The sequence below is a fragment of the Acinetobacter boissieri genome, from assembly GCF_900096955.1.
In the GTDB taxonomy this organism is placed as follows: Bacteria; Pseudomonadota; Gammaproteobacteria; order Pseudomonadales; family Moraxellaceae; genus Acinetobacter; species Acinetobacter boissieri.
This window is the reverse complement of sequence record NZ_FMYL01000010.1, coordinates 25,177-45,179: the sequence shown is the minus strand read 5'-3', so window position 1 is coordinate 45,179 and position 20,003 is coordinate 25,177. Positions and strand designations below refer to the sequence as shown.

19 protein-coding genes are annotated in these 20,003 nt (G+C 38.4%); 10 read left to right on the top strand and 9 right to left on the bottom strand.

What is annotated here, in order from left to right; translation table 11 throughout:
- Positions 1-107 precede the first annotated feature (107 nt).
- The 7 genes from BLS38_RS10605 to BLS38_RS10575 all read left to right on the top strand — a co-directional run bounded on the left by BLS38_RS10605 (position 108) and on the right by BLS38_RS10575 (position 6,196).
- Positions 108-2,297, top strand: coding sequence for a PhoX family protein (locus tag BLS38_RS10605; RefSeq protein WP_092749410.1), 2,190 nt, complete (start codon positions 108-110; stop codon positions 2,295-2,297).
- A 177-nt stretch (positions 2,298-2,474) separates the two neighbouring features.
- Complete coding sequence (gene lgt / locus BLS38_RS10600; protein WP_092749408.1) at positions 2,475-3,293, top strand: prolipoprotein diacylglyceryl transferase; 819 nt, start codon at positions 2,475-2,477, stop codon at positions 3,291-3,293.
- Between the two features lie 60 nt (positions 3,294-3,353).
- Complete coding sequence (locus tag BLS38_RS10595) at positions 3,354-3,737, top strand: hypothetical protein (protein ID WP_092749406.1); 384 nt, start codon at positions 3,354-3,356, stop codon at positions 3,735-3,737.
- Positions 3,718-4,065, top strand: a complete 348-nt coding sequence (locus BLS38_RS10590) for a hypothetical protein (RefSeq protein ID WP_092749404.1) — start codon at positions 3,718-3,720, stop codon at positions 4,063-4,065. Before BLS38_RS10595 ends, BLS38_RS10590 begins: the two co-directional genes overlap by 20 nt.
- Before the next feature lie 67 nt (positions 4,066-4,132).
- Entirely contained in the window at positions 4,133-4,975 is an 843-nt protein-coding gene (gene thyA, locus BLS38_RS10585) for a thymidylate synthase (protein WP_092749402.1), read from the top strand.
- Positions 4,972-5,505: a dihydrofolate reductase gene (locus BLS38_RS10580; RefSeq protein WP_092749400.1), complete on the top strand. Its 534-nt coding sequence runs from the start codon at positions 4,972-4,974 to the stop codon at positions 5,503-5,505. The genes thyA and BLS38_RS10580 overlap by 4 nt, the downstream gene beginning before the upstream one ends.
- A 145-nt stretch (positions 5,506-5,650) precedes the next feature.
- Positions 5,651-6,196, top strand: coding sequence for a GNAT family N-acetyltransferase (locus tag BLS38_RS10575; protein ID WP_171258573.1), 546 nt, complete (start codon positions 5,651-5,653; stop codon positions 6,194-6,196).
- A 46-nt stretch (positions 6,197-6,242) separates the two neighbouring features.
- On the opposite strand, the gene BLS38_RS10570 is transcribed toward BLS38_RS10575, so the two are convergent.
- The 6 genes from BLS38_RS10570 to BLS38_RS10545 form a co-directional block, all read right to left on the bottom strand.
- Entirely contained in the window at positions 6,243-6,923 is a 681-nt protein-coding gene (locus tag BLS38_RS10570; protein WP_092749396.1) for a response regulator transcription factor, read from the bottom strand.
- A gap of 15 nt (positions 6,924-6,938) precedes the next feature.
- Positions 6,939-9,569 (bottom strand): sensor histidine kinase, encoded by a 2,631-nt coding sequence (locus BLS38_RS10565; protein WP_092749394.1) that lies wholly within the window; start codon positions 9,567-9,569, stop codon positions 6,939-6,941.
- Between the two features lie 21 nt (positions 9,570-9,590).
- Entirely contained in the window at positions 9,591-10,202 is a 612-nt protein-coding gene (gene kdpC / locus BLS38_RS10560) for a potassium-transporting ATPase subunit KdpC (RefSeq protein ID WP_092749392.1), read from the bottom strand.
- 15 nt (positions 10,203-10,217) lie between these two features.
- Positions 10,218-12,230: a potassium-transporting ATPase subunit KdpB gene (kdpB, locus tag BLS38_RS10555; protein ID WP_092749390.1), complete on the bottom strand. Its 2,013-nt coding sequence runs from the start codon at positions 12,228-12,230 to the stop codon at positions 10,218-10,220.
- Positions 12,231-12,242: 12 nt separating this feature from the next.
- A complete protein-coding gene (gene kdpA / locus BLS38_RS10550; protein WP_092749388.1) occupies positions 12,243-13,925 on the bottom strand; it encodes a potassium-transporting ATPase subunit KdpA in 1,683 nt (560 codons plus the stop codon).
- A 97-nt stretch (positions 13,926-14,022) separates the two neighbouring features.
- Positions 14,023-14,577: an NADPH-dependent FMN reductase gene (locus BLS38_RS10545; protein WP_092749386.1), complete on the bottom strand. Its 555-nt coding sequence runs from the start codon at positions 14,575-14,577 to the stop codon at positions 14,023-14,025.
- Positions 14,578-14,780: 203 nt separating this feature from the next.
- On the opposite strand from BLS38_RS10545, the gene dusA reads away from it, so the two are divergent.
- From dusA to BLS38_RS10530, 3 genes are all read left to right on the top strand, one after another.
- Positions 14,781-15,824: a tRNA dihydrouridine(20/20a) synthase DusA gene (dusA, locus tag BLS38_RS10540; RefSeq protein WP_092749384.1), complete on the top strand. Its 1,044-nt coding sequence runs from the start codon at positions 14,781-14,783 to the stop codon at positions 15,822-15,824.
- 68 nt (positions 15,825-15,892) lie between these two features.
- On the top strand, positions 15,893-16,579 hold the full coding sequence (gene pnuC, locus BLS38_RS10535; RefSeq protein WP_092749382.1) for a nicotinamide riboside transporter PnuC: 687 nt from the start codon (positions 15,893-15,895) through the stop codon (positions 16,577-16,579).
- A 48-nt stretch (positions 16,580-16,627) separates the two neighbouring features.
- Positions 16,628-17,092 carry an HIT family protein gene (locus BLS38_RS10530; RefSeq protein WP_092749380.1) on the top strand — a complete coding sequence of 155 codons (465 nt, stop codon included), beginning with the start codon at positions 16,628-16,630 and terminating at the stop codon, positions 17,090-17,092.
- Here BLS38_RS10530 and BLS38_RS10525 read toward each other — a convergent pair.
- The 3 genes from BLS38_RS10525 to BLS38_RS10515 all read right to left on the bottom strand — a co-directional run bounded on the left by BLS38_RS10525 (position 17,089) and on the right by BLS38_RS10515 (position 19,826).
- Positions 17,089-17,859, bottom strand: coding sequence for a tRNA threonylcarbamoyladenosine dehydratase (locus BLS38_RS10525; RefSeq protein WP_092749378.1), 771 nt, complete (start codon positions 17,857-17,859; stop codon positions 17,089-17,091). The two genes, BLS38_RS10530 and BLS38_RS10525, sit on opposite strands and share 4 nt — an antisense overlap.
- 253 nt (positions 17,860-18,112) lie before the next feature.
- Positions 18,113-18,934 carry a TatD family hydrolase gene (locus BLS38_RS10520; protein WP_092749376.1) on the bottom strand — a complete coding sequence of 274 codons (822 nt, stop codon included), beginning with the start codon at positions 18,932-18,934 and terminating at the stop codon, positions 18,113-18,115.
- A 7-nt stretch (positions 18,935-18,941) separates the two neighbouring features.
- On the bottom strand, positions 18,942-19,826 hold the full coding sequence (locus tag BLS38_RS10515) for an RsiV family protein (protein ID WP_092749374.1): 885 nt from the start codon (positions 19,824-19,826) through the stop codon (positions 18,942-18,944).
- Positions 19,827-20,003 lie beyond the last annotated feature (177 nt).

Sequence of the window (20,003 nt, the reverse complement as noted above, 5' to 3'; positions counted from 1 at the left end):
TTAATTTAACCAATTTGTCATAAAATTGTCAGATAAAATACATAAAAAACCCCTAGTGTATATTCAAATTAAATCTTTGATAAATCTAAACTTACTAGGGGAATATCATGACACAGCAGACGCCATATCATGAAGACCAAGAAACCGACAACAACACATCAAACAACACCCATTTTGATGATATTTTAGGTCAGTACATTACACGCCGTGATCTGATTAAAAAAACTGCAAGCGGTACTATTGCACTTGCACTTGCTGCTACAGTCACGGGATGCGCATCATCTCAAAGCACAGCAAAACAAGGGCAAAGATCATCTCACCTCCCCACTGCAAAACGCCCTGAAAAACTTACGTTCCAACCTGTTGCAAAAAATAAACTTGATTTAATTACCGTACCTGAAGGCTATCAAGTCAATGTTTTATATAGTTTAGGGGACTCAATTCACCCTAATTATGGCGCATGGGATGACAATAATATTCCATCAGGTCCAAGTTTTCAGTTTCGCTCTGGCGACTGTCACGATGGCATTCACTTTTTTGGTTTAAACAAAAAAACCAAACGCCTAGATGACACTTTCTCTGAAGAAGGCCTATTGGTGATGAACCACGAGTACATCAACCCAACATTCCTACATGCTAAAGGGCCAACCAGCGTGAATGGACATCGCCCAGAAGATGAAGTGATTCGTGAAAATAATGCACACGGCGTATCTGTCATTCATGTGAAAAAGAATGAAATAACTCAACATGTTGAAATGATTAAAAATTCAGTTTTTAATCGACGTATTACGACCTATACACCCATGGACTTTTCAGGTGCAGCAGCAGGCTCACCGCTGTTAGTCACACCCTACTCGCCAAAGGCACTCAAAACACGTGGAACGCATAACAACTGTGGCAATGGGTATACCCCTTGGGGCACTTACTTAACGACCGAAGAAAACTTTATTGGTTACTTCCAACGTTCGTCTACAGATGATGCAAAACGCCAACCACATGATATTGCTGCACTCAAACGCTATGGTCTAAAAGCAGGTTCAAGCTCAAAATACGAGTGGGATACTGCCATTGGTCAAATCGAGCCACAAGAGCATTATGACCGTTGGAAAGCAAACGTCACTGCTGACAGTGCAAGTCAAGACTACCGTAATGGCCCAAATACATTTGGCTGGATGGTAGAGATTGACCCCTTCGATATCAAACACAATCCTGTCAAGCGAACATCTTTGGGACGTTTTGCACATGAAGACAGTGCTTGTAGAGCAGTTGAAGGCATGCCCTTGGCTTTTTATATGGGTGATGACTCAAGAGGCGAATATATTTATAAATTTGTATCTCAAGCAAAGTGGGATGCAAAAGACGCCAATGCTGGCTACAAAGCAGGTGATAAATATATGGACAAAGGGACATTGTACGTTGCTAAATTTAACCAAGACGGCTCAGGTCAGTGGATTGAACTCAGCTATGGTAAAAATGGCTTAGATCAAAGCAACAAAATTTATCCATTTAGTAACCAAGCAGATGTAGTGACTTTTGCACGTATGGCAGCAGACAGCGTGGGTGCAACAAAAATGGATCGCCCTGAATGGTGTACGATTAACCCTGAAAATGGTGAGATTTACGTTACCCTAACCAACAACTCAAACCGTGGTAAAGACTATCCAACAGATGCAGCCAATCCACGTAATTATCAAGACCTCTATGCAGATAAAAAGACCCAAAAAGGCAATGTAAATGGCCATGTGATTCGCTTTAAAGAGCAAGATGACAAGACCAATGCGCTTCAATTTCAATGGGATATTTATCTTTTTGGTGCTGAAGCCAGCATGAATGCCAACATTAATCTATCTGGCCTCACAGACAACAATGACTTCTCAAGTCCAGATGGTATGTGGTTCGATTCACGTGGTATTTTATGGCTACAAACAGACGATAGCGCATATACAGATGTGACCAACTGTATGATGCTTGCAGCACTACCCGGCTATATTGGCGATGGTACAGTTGCAACGACTTCAAATGGACAGCAAACACGTGTAGGCGCAAAAGTCACTGATGACAACCTACGTCGCTTCCTCGTTGGTCCTGTAGAAGCAGAAATAACAGGAATTACCATGACACCAGACAACAAAGCCATTTTTGTAAATATTCAACACCCCGGTGAAGAATCTGCAAGCTACGACAAACCAAACAGCCATTGGCCGGCATCTCAAAGTACGGCAAACAGCTCTGCACGACCTCGTTCTGCAACTGTTGTTATTACCCGTAAAGATGGCGGGCGTATTGCAGGCAATTAAGCCGTTATCTGCGTCACTTCAATTTAACTCAAAGGCAATCATTCATGATTGCTTTTAAGTTTTAAAAATATCAAGAAATAAAATACGCTCATTTGCACATGAACTACTTAAAATTCAACATTTTTAAGCCTGATTCGGTAAAATCAGCACAACGATGACTATAAAAAAGGAAAATCAATGCTGATTTACCCCAATATCAACCCAATTGCGCTAGAGTTAGGCCCGCTTAAAGTGCATTGGTACGGTGTTATGTACCTATTGGCTTTTTTATGTGCATGGGGCTTGGCAAGCTACCGAGCAAAGCAACGTACAGGTTGGGGTTCAGAAATGGTGTCTGACCTCATTTTTTACGGTGCTTTAGGGGTTGTGATTGGTGGACGTATTGGTTATGTCCTATTTTACGAATTTGATCAATTTCTAGCACACCCACTGTGGTTATTCCAAGTCTGGACCGGTGGCATGAGCTTTCATGGTGGCTTTATTGGTGTCATGCTCGCCATGATTTTATGGTGTCGAAAATATCAAAAAACATGGTTTCAAACCATGGACTTTATTGCACCATGTGTACCTACAGGACTCATGTTCGGTCGGATTGGTAATTTTATTGGTGGTGAGTTGTATGGCCGTGAAGTCACTGACCCCAACTACCCGTTTGGTATGATTTTTCCAACAGATCCATTGCATTTGGTGCGTCATCCGTCGCAAATCTACCAAGCACTCTGCGAAGGATTACTGTTATTTATTATACTGTGGTGGTTTAGTTCAAAACCTCGCCCACGCATGGCTGTATCCGCTTTATTTTTAGCAGGTTACGGCGTAGCTCGTTTTGTCATGGAATTCTTTAGAGAACCAGACGCAGACCAAGGTTATATTTTATTTGGCTGGATGACCAAAGGCCAAATGCTTTCATTGCCAATGATCATCATTGGTATATTACTCATCTTTTGGGCTTATAAACAAAAAATTTATGACTGGGGAAATACGCAAAAGACCTAATCTTTTATATTACTCTAAAGGAGTCAATGACTCCTTCCACCACTTTATATCAGAAAAAATATGCTTGAATTTTGGTTTGACCCACACACACCTATCGTTCAAAAACTTTGTATTTTGATCTTCGCTGTGATTGTTGCAGTTTCTTTATACCTATATTTTCCTATGCCAAACACACTGATCTTATTTTTTATCGGTGCAGGAATTGTCTTTTTAATCTGTCGATTATGTAAAATTTATTTGGTTAAAAACAACCCAAGGTTAATTCTATATAGAGTTTTTACATGGATTCCCTTGGCATTTTTATGTGCCATTATTTTTGTAAAAGCCTTTGAAAACTTACTTACTTGGGGAATTCAAGGCATTGCAATCATGGTTATAAGTATTTGCTTATTTTCACCGCAAGTTTTATTTAAAAAGTTGTCACATGATCAAAATACTAAATGATCCAAAAAAATTTCGGCAGATACAACTGGTCAGCGTTGTGGTCAGTGCTGGCCCAATTATTGTTCTTCAGCAATATGCCAAGTTAAATTTATTTTGGGTTGCTATCAGTTTATGTACAGGATTTGCCATGGCACTCTATCTGCGCTACCAAACTCAGTTAAATTTGCCTAAATATGGGCTATGGCTTCTTCCTATAATTTTTATACTACTTCTAAATAGCAATATTTCTACACACCCCATTGCATTGAGCACACAAGCCTTATTGTTTACCTTTCTTGGGCTCAATCTAAGTTATAGGTTTTTACCTCAGAGAAAAGTTAATCCCTAATCGACACCCACAGGGTGTTCATATAAAATGACTTCCCATAAATGACACTCATAGATAAAGGACAACCATGAAAGCATATCATGACCTATTACAGCGTATTCTTGACCAAGGTGGCGACAAAAGTGACCGTACAGGGACTGGAACACGATCTGTTTTTGGGCATCAGATGCGCTTTGACTTATCTAAAGGCTTTCCATTACTGACCACAAAAAAAGTGCACTTTCGTTCAATTGCCATTGAACTACTATGGTTTTTAAATGGTGATACCCATGTTAAATACCTAAAAGACAACAAAGTATCTATTTGGGATGAATGGGCCACCGCAGAACAAACTGCTAAATTTAACCGCCCAGAAGGTGAGCTTGGGCCAGTGTATGGTCACCAATGGCGCAACTTTGGTGCTACAAAAAATGCCGATGGCACTTACCAAAACAACGGTTTTGACCAAATATCATGGTTAATTCAAGAAATAAAAAACAATCCAGACTCACGCCGACTGATTGTTTCTGGTTGGAACCCCAATGAAGCCACGCAAGTCGCTTTACCACCCTGCCACACCCTATTTCAGTTCTTTGTACAGGATGGCAAATTGTCTTGCCAACTCTACCAACGTAGTGCTGACGTCTTTTTAGGTGTACCCTTTAACATAGCAAGTTATGCATTGCTTACGCATATGGTGGCTCAAGTCTGTGGCTTAAAAGTAGGTGACTTTGTCTGGGCGGGTGGCGATACCCATTTATACAGCAATCATTTTGAACAAGCGAAGTTACAACTATCTCGCTCAACACTCCCCCTATGTGAACTCAAACTCAATCCAAATGTGACCAATATTTTTGATTTCAGTTTTGATGACATCGACATTTTAAATTATCAATCACACCCTGCTATTAAAGCGGCGGTGGCCGTATGAGTTTAAATGGTATTGAAATTGTGCATGTTGTTGCAATGGATCAACAACAATGTATTGGTAAAAATAATGATTTACCATGGCATATTGCAACCGACTTACAACACTTTAAAAAAGTGACTCAAGGCGGTGTAGTGGTCATGGGGCGTAAAACCCTAGAGTCTATGGGGCGCTGTTTGCCTAAACGAGTCAATTGGGTCATTACTCGTGATCATGATTGGTCTTATGACGGTGCAAAGGTTGAACATAGCATTGATGAAGTTCTCGCTCTTGCTATAGATGATGTCAAAAATAGTGAAAAACCAACCCAAATTTTTATTATTGGTGGTGGTGAAATTTTCAAACAAACCATCAATAATGCAGATCGCTTAGAACTCACTCATGTTAATGTCACGGTAGAGGATGGGGGAACCTTTTATCCTCCTATCCCTTCACGCTTTAAAAAGATTGCCAGTGAGCAACATCTCAATGATCCATCTGGTATTGAATTTGAGTTTGCAAGCTATGTAGCGATGGCAAATGAAGCCCTCTAAATTCATTGTATATGCATAAAATATAAAAAGTGGCCTTAACAAAGGCCACTTTTATTTTCAATCTACATATAATAAAAAACAAAACAAACATACTCTGATTAATTACTTTTATCTTTAAAATAATATGGCAAAGGATAAATATAAAATGACTCACCCTCACACCAGTATTGGACACATTCAAATGGTGGGTTTACACGAATGTACATCCAATGAAATGATTGACTATTACGAAAGAAATAAATCCCACTTAAAAAACGCTATGCCTCTAAGGTCTACAGATTTTTATACAAATAAATATTGGCAACAACAACTTGCACAATATATTGAAGACTTTCAACAAGGCAAAGCACTACGTTTTGTTTTAAAAGATGAACATAAAGTCGTTGGAACCATTTCTTTTGACCAAATTGTCTACGGTGCATTCTGTTCTTGTTATTTGGGCTATGCCCTAGATCAAGACTATCAAGGGCAAGGCATCATGACGCAAGCACTTCAGTTTGGTTTAGATTATATGTTTAATACACTTCATCTCAACCGAGTCATGGCAAACTATGTGCCTGAAAACCTACCAAGTGCAAAACTGCTACAGCGCTTAGGCTTTGAAAAAGAGGGCTATGCAAAAAGATATTTAAAACTGAATGGCGTATGGCAAGACCATATCTTGACCAGTTTAGTACGTGATACAGCATAAATTCAGATCAGAGTCGTTCATAAATATTCATTACAACGTTATACGGTCATTTTAGCTCAAACCTTAAACCAATCGCTGAAATTGTTGTAATATACTTTGACGCTCCACCCTCTAGTTTATCTCTCAGTTTCTTGGTGAGTATTCTTAAATAATGTGTATCTTCAGTATGTGTACTGCCCCAAAGCTCTCGAATAATATCGGCCTGCGCGACAATTTGTCCTTGATGTTTTAATAATAAAGCCAATAACTGAAATTCTTTTTTGGTTAAATTTATAGATATATCTTCTATTTTTACAACATGCGCTGCAATATTTATATATAAGTAACCATCGTCAAAAACTGTAGGTACTTCTAAAACAGTATGTCTACTTCTAAGCAATACCCGAATTCGGGCAAATAATTCCTGAATATTAAATGGTTTAGTCACATAATCATTTGCCCCTGCATCTAACAATAAAACCTTTTGCATTTCATCCGGCCGAGCAGATAAAACCATGACAGGCGTATTTGACCATTTGCGAATTTCTTGCAAAACCTCATGGCCATCCATATCTGGTAACCCTAGGTCTAAAATGACCAAATCAGGCATCTGCTCAATCATGAATTGAATGCCTTTTAACCCTGTTTCGGCCAGTAAAACATGATGATTTTGTGTCTTTAGCGCAATTTCTATAAAGCGTCTAATTTGAGGTTCATCATCTATGACTAAGATCTTATAATTACTCACATACGTGCCTTACTATTACTCTGCTAAATTCAAAGGAAGCTGTATACGCACCCGTGTTCCATGTGTTTCAAATGCAGATAGAGCCTCAATTTTTCCCATATGTGCACCTACAATTGCTTTTACGATGGTCAACCCTAACCCTGTACCCGTTAGATTACGATCGCCTCGTTGCATGGTATAAAACATATCAAAAATGTCTTCTCGTTCAGCAGTAGGTATACCTACTCCCTCATCCACCACATCTATTTGTAGCATATTATTTTCCGCAGTCGTCACGTCAATCACAATGGATTTATCGGGTGGTGAAAACTTTACTGCATTTTCCAAAACATTAAAAATAGCTTGTTCAATTAAAGCAGGATGAACACTCATGTCAGGTAAATTGGGCTGAATGGAAGATTCAACTTTTAGTTCAGGCTGATATGTTTTTAAGCGTGTAATGACTGCGTTAATCACATCTGTCATAGAGACTATTGTTCTTTGAAGCGTCAGTCCCTGATGCCCTAGCCGTGTCATATCTAGTAAATTCTGTATATAACGATCTAAGCGCCCACCTTCACTCTGAATCATGTCTAGTAACTCAGTACGTTCGCTCTCAGCAATATCTTTTCCAAAATAACGTAATGTGTCTGCAGCACCAATCATGGCGGCTAACGGCGAGCGTAAATCATGCGACACTGAAGAGAGTAATGCAGAGCGTAATTTTTCAGTTTCATTCACCACTCTTGCATCTTCTAGTTGTAAAGACAATTGTATTCTAGATGCAGTCTGAATCATATCTTCAACCATTAATGCAATCAGTCGCTGCTCTTCAAAACTCACATTTTTTTTAGATTGAGCGTATTTTATTCCAATAACACCATGCTCTTTTTGCAAAGGTAGAGGTATAAACCACCAATCACATTGGTTTAATGTCTTGGTTAAATAACCGCACGGTTGAAGATTTTTTTGTGTCCAGTTGGCTGCTATCTGCTCTTTTTCAGACAAGATATCTATACCTTGAACCTCTGTTCCTATGCGTAGCCAAATATTTGCGTTTAATGTCTTTTCTAAATGCTTTTTTGCAATTCTCATTACATCTGTCAAACTTAAACAATTTGACAGCTTTCGCTCTAAATCTTGCAGTTGCATCGCAATTGAATTTGCTGTTTTTAAATTTGCAATTTTCTCTTTTAACTGACTGGCCAACCGACCCACAATTAACGCACAGCCTAAAAATAGGAATACCGTAATAACACCCTCATGTGCATTAATTTGTAAGGTATACCTTGGCTCAATAAACAAATAGTTGTAAAGAATAAAACATATAAGCACACTAAAAAGCGTCACTAACATTTGTGTTCGCACCGCAACAGCCATGACTGTTAAAATAAAAATAAGTGCTAAATCACTATATCCAACATAATGATCTAAAATACTTGCACAAAGCACGCCTAAAATCATAATCACAATACTTTCAGTGATTTCTTTTTGAGTTACTTTTGATGTAGAAAATATCTTAGGCATATATTGTGGATTATTTGGTACTGAATCATCATTTTGCACCAAAGTGACTTCAAAAGGATGTGGTTTAGATAAAATCTTTTGAACAATACGCCGATGCTTCCAAGAAGTTATAGACCATTGCGTAGGGTACTCTAGAAGCAATTGTGAAATACCATAATAATATGCTGTATCTAAAATAGCAGAAGCCATATTTTCATGATAAACACAATCCGTTTCAGCCCCTAGTTGCCTTGCTAAACTCAAGCTTTGGGTTACAGCAACAGATTTTTTACTGTTTATGTCACCTTTTTCAATATAAATCACACTCCATCTCATATGACGGCGTTCAACAATTCGATGTGCTCTACGTATTAAATATTCTGAAACGTGAACATCAGAAATAACCAGCATAAGATGGCTTTGAATAGGGACAATCCCGCCTATACTTTGAACACCCTCTCTATAATGAATATCTACATTTTTAGCAACAAACTGTAAAGCAAGATCACGCAGTGCGATTAAATGATTAGGCTTAAAAAAACCATTGAGTGCATAGTCTGTTTGTTCCGGAATATATACTTTTCCCTGCTTCAAACGCTCTAATAACTCAGAAATGGGTAAATCAATTAAACGAATATCTTTTAAACGCTCAAAGAATTGATCAGGCACTGTTTCACTCACGCTCACCCCTGTGATTTTGCGTACGATATCATTCAGACTCTCTAGATGTTGAATATTTAACGTACTGTAAACATCAATGCCTGCATCTAACAACTCATTTACATCTTGCCAGCGATGCTCATGTCGGCTTGTCATCATATTGGTATGTGCAAGCTCATCGACCAAAACAACATGTGGCTTTATCTGCAAAATGGCATCTAAATCCATTTCTTCCAAGATATGATGCTTATACTTCATTTTTTTTCTTGGAATAACAGTTAACCCAGAAACCAGTTTTTGCGTATCTATACGTCCATGTGTTTCTACAATACCCACCACGACTGTCACCTGTTGCGCCATGAGTTCATGCGCTCGGCTTAACATCGCATAGGTTTTTCCAACACCGGGACATGCGCCGAGAAATAGTGTCAAACGACCTTGCTCTTCACGTTGGCTATACGACAGCCAAGCATCTGCTCTTACATCACGATCAAGATTCATTGCACTATTCCCCTGACAATATTACTGCTGGCGCTGTAAAGCATCTAGTGCAAGATTTAGCTGTAAAACATTCACTCTAGGCATACCTAAAAAACCAAATTGTTTTTCTTGAGTATATGTATTCACTAGATTTTGCACAGTATTAATAGCAAGATGTCTTTCTTGTGCCACTCGATTTACCTGCTGTTTAGCACTTTCAGGAGAGATCTCTGGATCAATTCCACTCCCAGAAGCAGTTAACATATCTAAGGGAACATGATTTAAATCCACACCATTTATTTTTGCAAAATTCTGTTTTCGCTCATTAATATTTTTACGTAAATCAGGATTACTCAATGCCAAGTTACTTCCCGACATCGCCATTGGGTCATAATTAATTGCACTCGGTCGCGATTCAAAATAGCGTGGATGATTAAATGCTTGTGCAACCCATATAGAACCCACAGATGCTCCATGTTGCTCAATCACACTGCCATTGGCCTGAGATGGAAAAACCATTTGTGCAATCCCTGTTTGTAACAGGCAATACATAAGGCCTGTTCCAACAAAACCTAAAACCATCAAGCTTATACTTTGTCTGATCACCGGTTGTTTCTCTTCAGACATTGAAGCCAATATATGATGTGTATTCATTTCTTTCTCCAAACCTTATAAGAAACAACTGACCATAAGATCAATCACTTTAATGACAATAAAAGGCAATATCACACCACCCACCCCATAAATCAGCATATTACGGCGCAATAAACTCAATGCACTTGCGGGCTTAAATTTCACACCACGTAAGGCCAGTGGAATAAGTGCAGGAATAATAATGGCATTAAAGATCAGTGCAGATAACACAGCACTGGTTGGACTAGACAGCTTTAAAAAGTTAAGAACATCTAATTGTGGTACAGCCACTGCAAATAAGGCTGGTAAAATAACAAAGTATTTTGAAACATCATTGGCCAGAGAAAAAGTCGTTAGCGCACCACGTGTAATCAATTGTTGCTTGCCAATTTCAACAATATCTAAAAGCTTGGTTGGGTCTGAGTCAAGATCAACCATATTGCCTGCTTCTTTAGCTGCCTGTGTTCCTGAATTCATGGCCAAACCGATATCGGCCTGCGCTAATGCAGGTGCATCGTTTGTTCCATCTCCAACCATGGCAACCAAATGACCTTTTTTCTGTTCTGCACGAATACATGCCAATTTATCTTCAGGCTTAGCTTCTGCAATATAGTCATCTACCCCTGCTATGGCTGCAATTGTTGCCGCTGTGAGTGGGTTATCACCCGTGACCATAATGGTTTTTATACCCATTTCTCTAAATAAGTCAAAGCGTTCTTTTATACCTTCTTTAATCACATCAGACAGCTCAATCACACCCAATATTTTTTGATTTAAAGCCACAACTAACGGTGTTGCACCTTTTGATGCCACTTCATCTACTTTGCTTTTTAATTCATGAACATCTGCAATATCTGTGGCTGTAAATTTTAAAATTGCATCGAGGGAACCTTTACGAATACTTGTACCCTCTTTTAGATCAACACCCGACATACGTGTTGCAGCACTAAAAGGAATAAATACAGTATCTGATTCAGATTCAAGTATTTCACCCAAAGACTGCGCCAGTTTTACAATTGACTTACCTTCAGGTGTTGGGTCAGCAAAAGAACTGCGCATTGCTGTCTGTCTTAAAAGTGAGGGGGCAATACCTGCCAATGGATAAAATGCCGTCGCTTGGCGGTCGCCGTATGTAATTGTTCCTGTCTTATCTAATAGCAAGACATCAATATCTCCTGCCACTTCGACCGCTTTACCCGACTTGGCCAAAACATTCACTTTTAATGCTCGATTCATACCTGCAATACCAATCGCAGGAAGTAGACCGCCAATGGTGGTCGGAATTAGACAGACGAGTAAGGCCACCAAAAGTACAATATTAATGTGAACATCAACAATTGAACCAATAAAAGGCAGTGTCACCACAACGGCAATAAAGGTTATCGTCATTACATTAAGTAAAATCCCTAATGCAATTTCATTGGGTGTTTTTTGACGACTTGATCCTTCGACCAATGCAATCATTCTATCTAAAAAGCTATTACCTGCTTCATTACTCACACGAACAATAATTTGATCAGATAACACTTTTGTACCACCAATAACCCCTGTTTTATCTGTACCTGCTTCACGTACAACAGGCGCAGAGTCACCGGTAACAGCCGACTCATTAATGGTGGCAAAACCTTCTACAATTTCACCATCGGCAGGAATTAGCTCACCTGCTTTTACCACCACAAGATCATCTTTTTTCAGCAGATTTGCCGCTACTTTTTCGGTATGACTCACTTGACCATCTAACATGCGATGAGCAAATAAATTCTCCCGCGCCTGTCTTAAAGACGATGCTTGCCCACGGCCTTTCGCTTCTGCAATGGCTTCTGCAAAATTTGCAAACCAAATGGTAATAAACAAAATTAGACTTAAACTGATTCCCAACCCAAGCTGGCTATAGCCTAAAATTGTTGCAAAAATAGTAATGAGCGTCCCTAGCCATACACATGCCATCACAGGATTTTTAAACGTGTACTGGGGTAAAAACTTAATAAATGCCTGCTGAATAATCTCTTTATTTAGAAAATTGGCTTTAGAACTGGTCGCATGCTTCATATCTTTTACCTCTTAAACTTGGATAGATAAGAAATCTGCAATTGGGCCTAGTACTAAAACAGGCATGAATTGCAACAAAGTGAGAATAACTACAATACCAATCAGCATAATGGCGAAAGTGGCAGACTCTATATTTAAAGTTCCTTTGCCTTGAGCTGTTTTTTGTTTAGATGCCAGACTGATTGCGATGAGTAAAGGAATGATTAACGTACTATAACGACCGGCTAGCAAAGCAATACTGGTCGATAGATTCCACCACACTGTATTGTTACCTAGCCCTGCAAAGCCTGAACCATTGTTTGCATACGCAGATGTATACTCATAAAACACTTGTGAAATGGCATGAAATGCAGGATTTGAATTGGCGGTCAGGGTTGGATTAGCTAAAGCAATTGCTGTTAAAAGAAGAATCACGATAGGCTGTAATAAAATAACAACAGATAACAATTTAATTTCAGTTGTTTCAATTTTATAGCCAAAAATCTCAGGCGTTCTTCCTGTCATTAAACCTGCAATAAATACAGCCAAGAACAAGTAAATGAGAAACTGAAGTAAGCCACAGCCTATACCACCCCAAATGGCATTAATAAGCATATTGCACATCTCAACCAATCCAGTTAACGGTGATTGTGAGTCATGCATCATATTCACAGAACCGTTATTTACTTGTGTGGTCAATGCGCCCCATAGTGCAGAAGACTCTGCCCCAAATCGAAATTCCTTTCCTTCGAGTAAAGCATCATTCGGTTGTAATGAATATTGTTCAGTCCACAAACTTAAACCAGTAGAAATAATAGACATCAACAACATACTGCCGAAAATCATCCACATCAGTTTTTTACGTTGTACAAATTTTGCCACCATAAAAATTACGGCAAGTGGAATCAGTAAAATAGCGACCATTTCCAGCCAATTTGAAAATGGCGTTGGGTTTTCTAACGGCGCTGCGCTGTTCGGGCCATACCATCCCCCACCATTACTACCTAATTGCTTTATGGCCACCATAGCCGCAACAGGGCCAAGTGGAATATGTTGTGAATCATGTTCCACGGTTTGAACTGTAGGCCCTGCCGACAATGTAGAAGGTACACCTTGGCTATTAAGCAATAAGGAAAAAACAAATGTGATCGGCAGTAAAAATCTAAATAGCACTCTAATCATATCGCGCCAATAATTGCCTAAATGAATCGATGCCCAATTTTTCTTATGTTCATGATCGTCATTTGGTTGTAAAAATAATGCACGTAAAACAGCCACCACTAACGCTAAGCCAATGAGAGGAGATAAAAATTGTAGGCCTGTAATCACTGTCATTTGTGAAAAATATGACAACTGTGCTTGGCCAGAATAATGCTGTTGGTCTGTATTGGTTAAAAATGAAATCGATGTATGAAGTGCTAAGTGCCAACTCATATTTGGCGCATTATTTGGATTCAATGGCAACCATGCTTGAGTCATTAAAACAACAACACTTACGACCAATAAGCACAGATTACTAAGAAGAAAAGCCCATAGGTATTGCTTCCAATTCATACTTATATGTTTAACGCCCATCAGCGCATAGATAGGTTTTTCAACCCATTTAAAGAGGCCATCACCTTTCATCGGTTTATCTTGCAAAATCGTTGCAAGATATCCACCTAAGGGATAAGCCAATAGTAACGAAACAACAAATACGGAAAGAACTTCCCACATGTCAGATACCATTTAAAAAATGTGACCTGCATTATCTAAAGCCTTCCCGTAAATTCTCTATAAAGAAAAAGAATAATGCGTAAATTTTGCGTAAATTTTAAGAGTTTTTCAAAAACACTTCAGACTCTTGTATCAGGTCATATAAACCGTTTTGGTACTGCTGTAGATCTGAGAGTGCATCAACTAACTTTGCTTCATCATTTAATCGAATATCTTTTAAGTTAATTTCTATACGACCACTTAAATTATGCATATGCAATCCTTCAACAACTTGCTGAAACTGATCTGCAGCCTTTGCACCGCCTCTATTTGCATACGAAACCATCAACGCAACTTTACCTTCCCATTCTTTATATAAATGATCCACCGCATTTTTTAATGATGCAGGATAACCCCAATTGTATTGAGGAAAGACAAATATAAAGACATCGCCACTACTAATTTTTTCACTCCATTGCTGCGTATGGCTCTGCACATAATGACCCGTTGCTGGTAAAAAAGGCTCATCATCTAAAGGTAAATTCCAGTCTTTTAAGTCAATCACCTCAACCAAATGATCTATTTTTTGTTGTAGACTTTGTGAAATCCAATCTGATATTTGTGGGCCAATGCGCCCTTTTCGTACACTTGCGGTGATAATTTTAATATTCATTTGTTTTTTCCTTTCGAAACATTCCTAATTTACCGTGTTGAGTTATTGTCAAAATACAAAGTTAGATTTTTACTCTACTTTTCTAACATGATCTTTTTTCTAGTCTCTTAAATTGAATATAATCTGCTTTAAAAGATGCAAAAAAACATCAAATAGAGTTAAATACTCGCTCTCGCAACACAGATGCCAAAGGTTACGTTTTTATGAGTACATCAAACACACTGAATTTACCCAAAGAACCACGCATTAGTGTTGCCCCGATGATGGATTGGACCACAAAAGATTACCGATTTTTTGCACGTTTATTTAATCCCAATGTTATTTTATACACTGAAATGGTCACGACAGGCGCCATTTTATTTGGTGATGCAAAACGACATTTAGATTTTAATTCACAAGAACATCCACTTGTATTACAGCTCGGTGGCTCAAACCCCAAAGACCTCGCCATCTGTAGTAAAATGGCACAAGACTGGGGATATGATGAAATCAACCTCAATGTCGGCTGTCCAAGCGACCGCGTACAAAATAATAAAATTGGTGCCTGCCTTATGGCCGAGCCAGACCTTGTCGCTGAATGTATTGCAAGCATGCAACAGGCTGTCAATATTCCTGTACATGTCAAACACCGTATTGGTATAGATGACATGCAATCTTATGAAGAAATGCTGCATTTTGTAGATACTGTCGCGAAAACAGGCTGTACATATTTTGTGGTGCATGCACGTATTGCTTTACTCAAAGGTTTATCTCCCAAAGAAAACAGAGATGTACCACCATTACGCTACGAAGATGTGTATCGTTTAAAACAAGAACGCCCACATTTAACCATTGAAATTAATGGTGGTATAAAAACTGTTGCAGAGACTCAACAACATTTACACCATGTAGATGGTGTGATGATTGGTCGAGAAGCCTACCATAATCCATATTTACTGGCAGAGTTAGGTCAATCTATTTGGCAGCTTCCACCACCGAATCGCTTTGATATTATTGAACAAATGATTCCTTATATCGAAAAGCGCTTAGCTGAAGGCGCACCATTATCTATTATTACACGGCATATTTTAGGTTTATTTCAAAACCTACCAGGTGCTAGAAAATGGCGCCAAGCACTCAGTGGTGGCCAAGCACAAAGCGTACAAGATATTAAAAATGCTGTGCAACACATGCAAGATGCCATTCAACGTACAGAAGCCTATTTAGCAGAACACCAGGCTCAAAATATACACGAGTCAATCAAATAAATTTTGTGCTTGTAATCTATAAACATTCATTTCATGATACTTAGATTATTTTAATCAGTTCTCAGCTCATGAAATTATTTCACGGTTGGACCACCTTCGAAAAAGTTTGGCTTGCTACTTTTACAGTAATACAGCTCATTTTATTTTTTTGGTGGCAACAAAGCACAATGGATATAATTTGTGCTTTATCAAATATGCTGTGTGTTGTTCTTGTAGCAAAAGGACGTATAGAAAACTTTTTCTTTGGTATGATTGCAACCGCTTTATATGCATACATCTCGTACAAAAATCATATTTTTGGTGAGGCAATGCTCAGTGGGCTTTTTTACTTTCCAATGCAATTTATTGGTCTGTATTTTTGGCTCAAACACCGTGCTAAAACCAGTCAAGCCAATACCGATATTGAAGTCAAAAACCTTACAATCAAAGGCTGGATCATCATGCTTGCGGTTGTTGGGGTTTGCTCTTTAAGCTATGCCGAATTTTTAGCTTACCTCAATGCACAACAAGTCCATTTAGATTCCATGACTGTGGTGATTTGTATCATTGCACAAATTTTAATGACCATGCGTTACTCAGAACAGTGGTTTTTATGGGTCACCTCTAATATTTTGGGCATGATTATTTGGGTCAACGCTGGCAACTATGCCATGGTCATGATGACCTGTGCATCATTATTTAATGCATTGTACGGCTGGTATCACTGGCATCAGCAAGCCAAAAAAAAACCACAGACCAATATTTCATCGTATTAACATATATGCTGTTTATATTAAAAATAGTATATAAAAATGAGATGAAACATGGGCTGTATATTTTGTAAAATGGTTAATAAAGAATTAGAACATCATATTGTGGCGGAAGACGAGCATTTCCTTGCATTTTTGTCTTTATTTCCAAACACGCTCGGTACGACTGTGGTTATTCCTAAAAAGCATTATTCGAGCTATGCTTTCGACCTTGATGAACATGTAATGTATGAGTTGGTTAAATTTAGCAAACACGTTGCGAAAAAATTAGATCATTTTTTTGATGATGTGGGCCGTACAGCTATGGTTTTTGAAGGGTTTGGCGTAGACCATGTCCATGCAAAACTCTTTCCAATGCATGGCACAGCGCAAACCCAACAACAATGGCAAGCCATTAACTCATCGATTGACCATTACTTTGAGCAATACCCAGGTTATATTTCAACACATGATGCAGCTCAAGCAAACCATACAGACCTTGCCTCTTTAGCTAAAGAAATTCGAGCAAAAAATACTTAAAGTGAAGCCACTTTTGCATCTAGTTTCTTTAAAACTTCAGCCACGGCAATCATTGCAAACGTTGATGTCACCACTACAGCAGACCCATAACCGCCACAGCGTAAACCTGCTGTAGTACATGTGTCTGCTGAAGACACTGGTAAATCTGCTGAATACACACAGGTAATGCCAAATTTTTCTTTTGGTTTTTTACATATACCCATACCACGCAATTGACTGCGTAATTTAGCCAGCATAGGATCTTGCTCTGTTTTAGATAAATCAGCCACGCGTATTTTTAAAGGATCTTTTTTCCCACCTGCGCCACCAGACACCACCAAAGGCAATTTATTAAAACGACAATGTAGCATTAAGGCCAGTTTAGCTTTTACATCATCAATGCAATCTAAAATCACATCGGGGCGATCTGCCAAAAGTGTTTTGATGTTATCTGCATTTAAATAATCATCAATTAGTGTTAACTGAATGCGGGGATTAATTTCACGGCAACGCTGCGCCATCACTTCAATTTTTTCAAGCCCTAGCGTTGAAGACAAGGCAGGAAGTTGGCGATTAATATTTGATGCAGCCAAAACATCCATATCGACCAATGTCAGATGTCCAATACCTGTACGTGCTAAAGCCTCAACTGCCCAACTTCCTACGCCACCAATTCCAATCACCACAACATGGCTATGTTGATATTTTGAAAAAGAGCGTTCTGTATAAACTTTAGACACACCCGCAAAACGGCGTTCGTATTCATCATCTTGGGCTATATCAGTCATATACCTATTCAACTATGTATTCATTTATGCGACATAGTTTAGCCTGTTTTATTTTTTTCGTCTGTATCAACTGAACTGATGTATAAAACGATGCTGTCTATACATCGAATTGCAAATAGAATTCGTTTTTACCTTTTACATCTAAAATTAAGCAGTAAATCCCTCAAAAGCTTACATCTAAAATTAAGCAGTAAATCCCTCAAAAGCGTGTTTATGTTGTATTCGTAACATCAGTGACTGTCAGCGTATTACGTTAAGCATCTGAAACCTTTAACGCACTCATCGTATTTTGCCAAAGCTGATGCGTGACTGTATCTAAATCAAGATTTAATGTCTCTGCCAAACTTTGGCATACATACGTTAAATTGGCAGGGACGTTTCTGGTATGCGATGTATTTGATTGTTGGCAACAAAGAGGGGTCATATCAGGACAATCGGTTTCTATGACTAAATGCTCCAAACCGACTGCATGTACTGTACGGTGTAGTTTCTTCGCGTTTAAGTTGGTAATTTGCCCTGTTATGCCAAGCTTAAATCCCAGTTTAATAAAAGCCTTTGCCTCTTCTACTCCACCGCTAAAAGCATGTGCGATTCCGCCATTGGTAAAACGTTGCATTTTTATTATTTTCAATACCTCGGCATGTGCTTTACGAATGTGTAATAGCACAGGTTTATTGTATTGTGTCGCAAGCGCAAGCTGTGCATTAAAGAAATATTTTTGTTGATCATACACATTGGGTTCGCGATGCTGTTTTAAAAATGTATCTAAACCAATTTCACCAATCGCCACACATTCTTTTTGCGCTAAGTAATCTTCTAAAGTCTGCAAGTCATCTTTTTGATGTTGCTCAATATAAAAAGGATGGAGGCCGGGTGCAAAATAACTTTTTGGAAAAATATCAGAGCGTGCCAATAACCACTGATGCGTCTGCCATAAAATATCAAAGCGTTGCCGTGTAATACCAATCAGTACCAATGCTTCAACACCACGCTGTTTAGCATCACGTGCTAACGCTTCTCGGTCTGTATCAAAATCTGATACATCAAAATGAGTATGGGTATCAAATAATTTCATATATTAATTAATGTTGCGTCGGCAAAAATTGAGGCTGTAAAATACCTTCAAGCTGAGCATAAGGAATGATAAAACTTGGTGCCCCCATAGCATACGGCGCAATATCATACTCATTGTACTGTAAAACTAAACCTTTCTCATTGAAGTAAAAGTTATGACTAACTTTAAATGGCCATGCTTGCTCATAATTCTCTACTTGATCGGCAAGTTTTTCAGCCAAAACCCAGTCTTTAAACTGGGTATAGAGTAATGCTTTTAAAGCATTTTTTTGATTTGGTAACAATATACTTTCTAAAGTCAGTTGCTGTTTCTTTGCAAGGTCAAATATAAAGTAATATTCACCGTTGGAAGCATGAGCACCCCCTAAAAAATCATGCGCTTTAAGCACAATGGTGACTAAATTTCCAACGTGTGATTGTCGTTCAACTTGTATCACAAATGATGCATGCATATTGCTATTCACCTGATTAAAGGCTTGATCTAGCTGAAAAAATGCATCTGCACAACGTTGTACTTGCTCATTAAAACTAAGGCTATTACCTTGGTTTGGTGTACTCAAATCATTTGCCGTTGTTTCATCTACAAAGCGCAAATCTAATTTTTGTTTTAAAAGATCAAGTGTGGCTTGTTCAAGTGTTTGATCAATAAATTTTTGATTACTGATCAAATGAGCAATTGAAAACTCAGCACAACGGCGGTTATCACAGCTACTTTGTTGAAGTGCTATTGGCGTAATTTCCGCATTAAATTCAGGCTGTTGCGGTTTGCTTTTTACCACTGTGTCTTTACTGCTATTGTCATCTACAACAACAGGTGGTTTTTGACATGCAGTGAGTAAACAACAGAATATTATTGCATAGAGCTTGTTATTTTTTTGTGTGTTGTACATCATCAATTTTCTCAATACATACACGGCTATGGTATATAAGTTTATAAAGCTAAAGACAATCTATTTAAGATGCAAGTCAATCTATGTAAATGTATGCGACCATAGATATACCCTTAAATAACCCATCACTATTTCAATAAAAAACAGCTTCTATTCAGAAGCTGTTTTTTTATCTAAAAC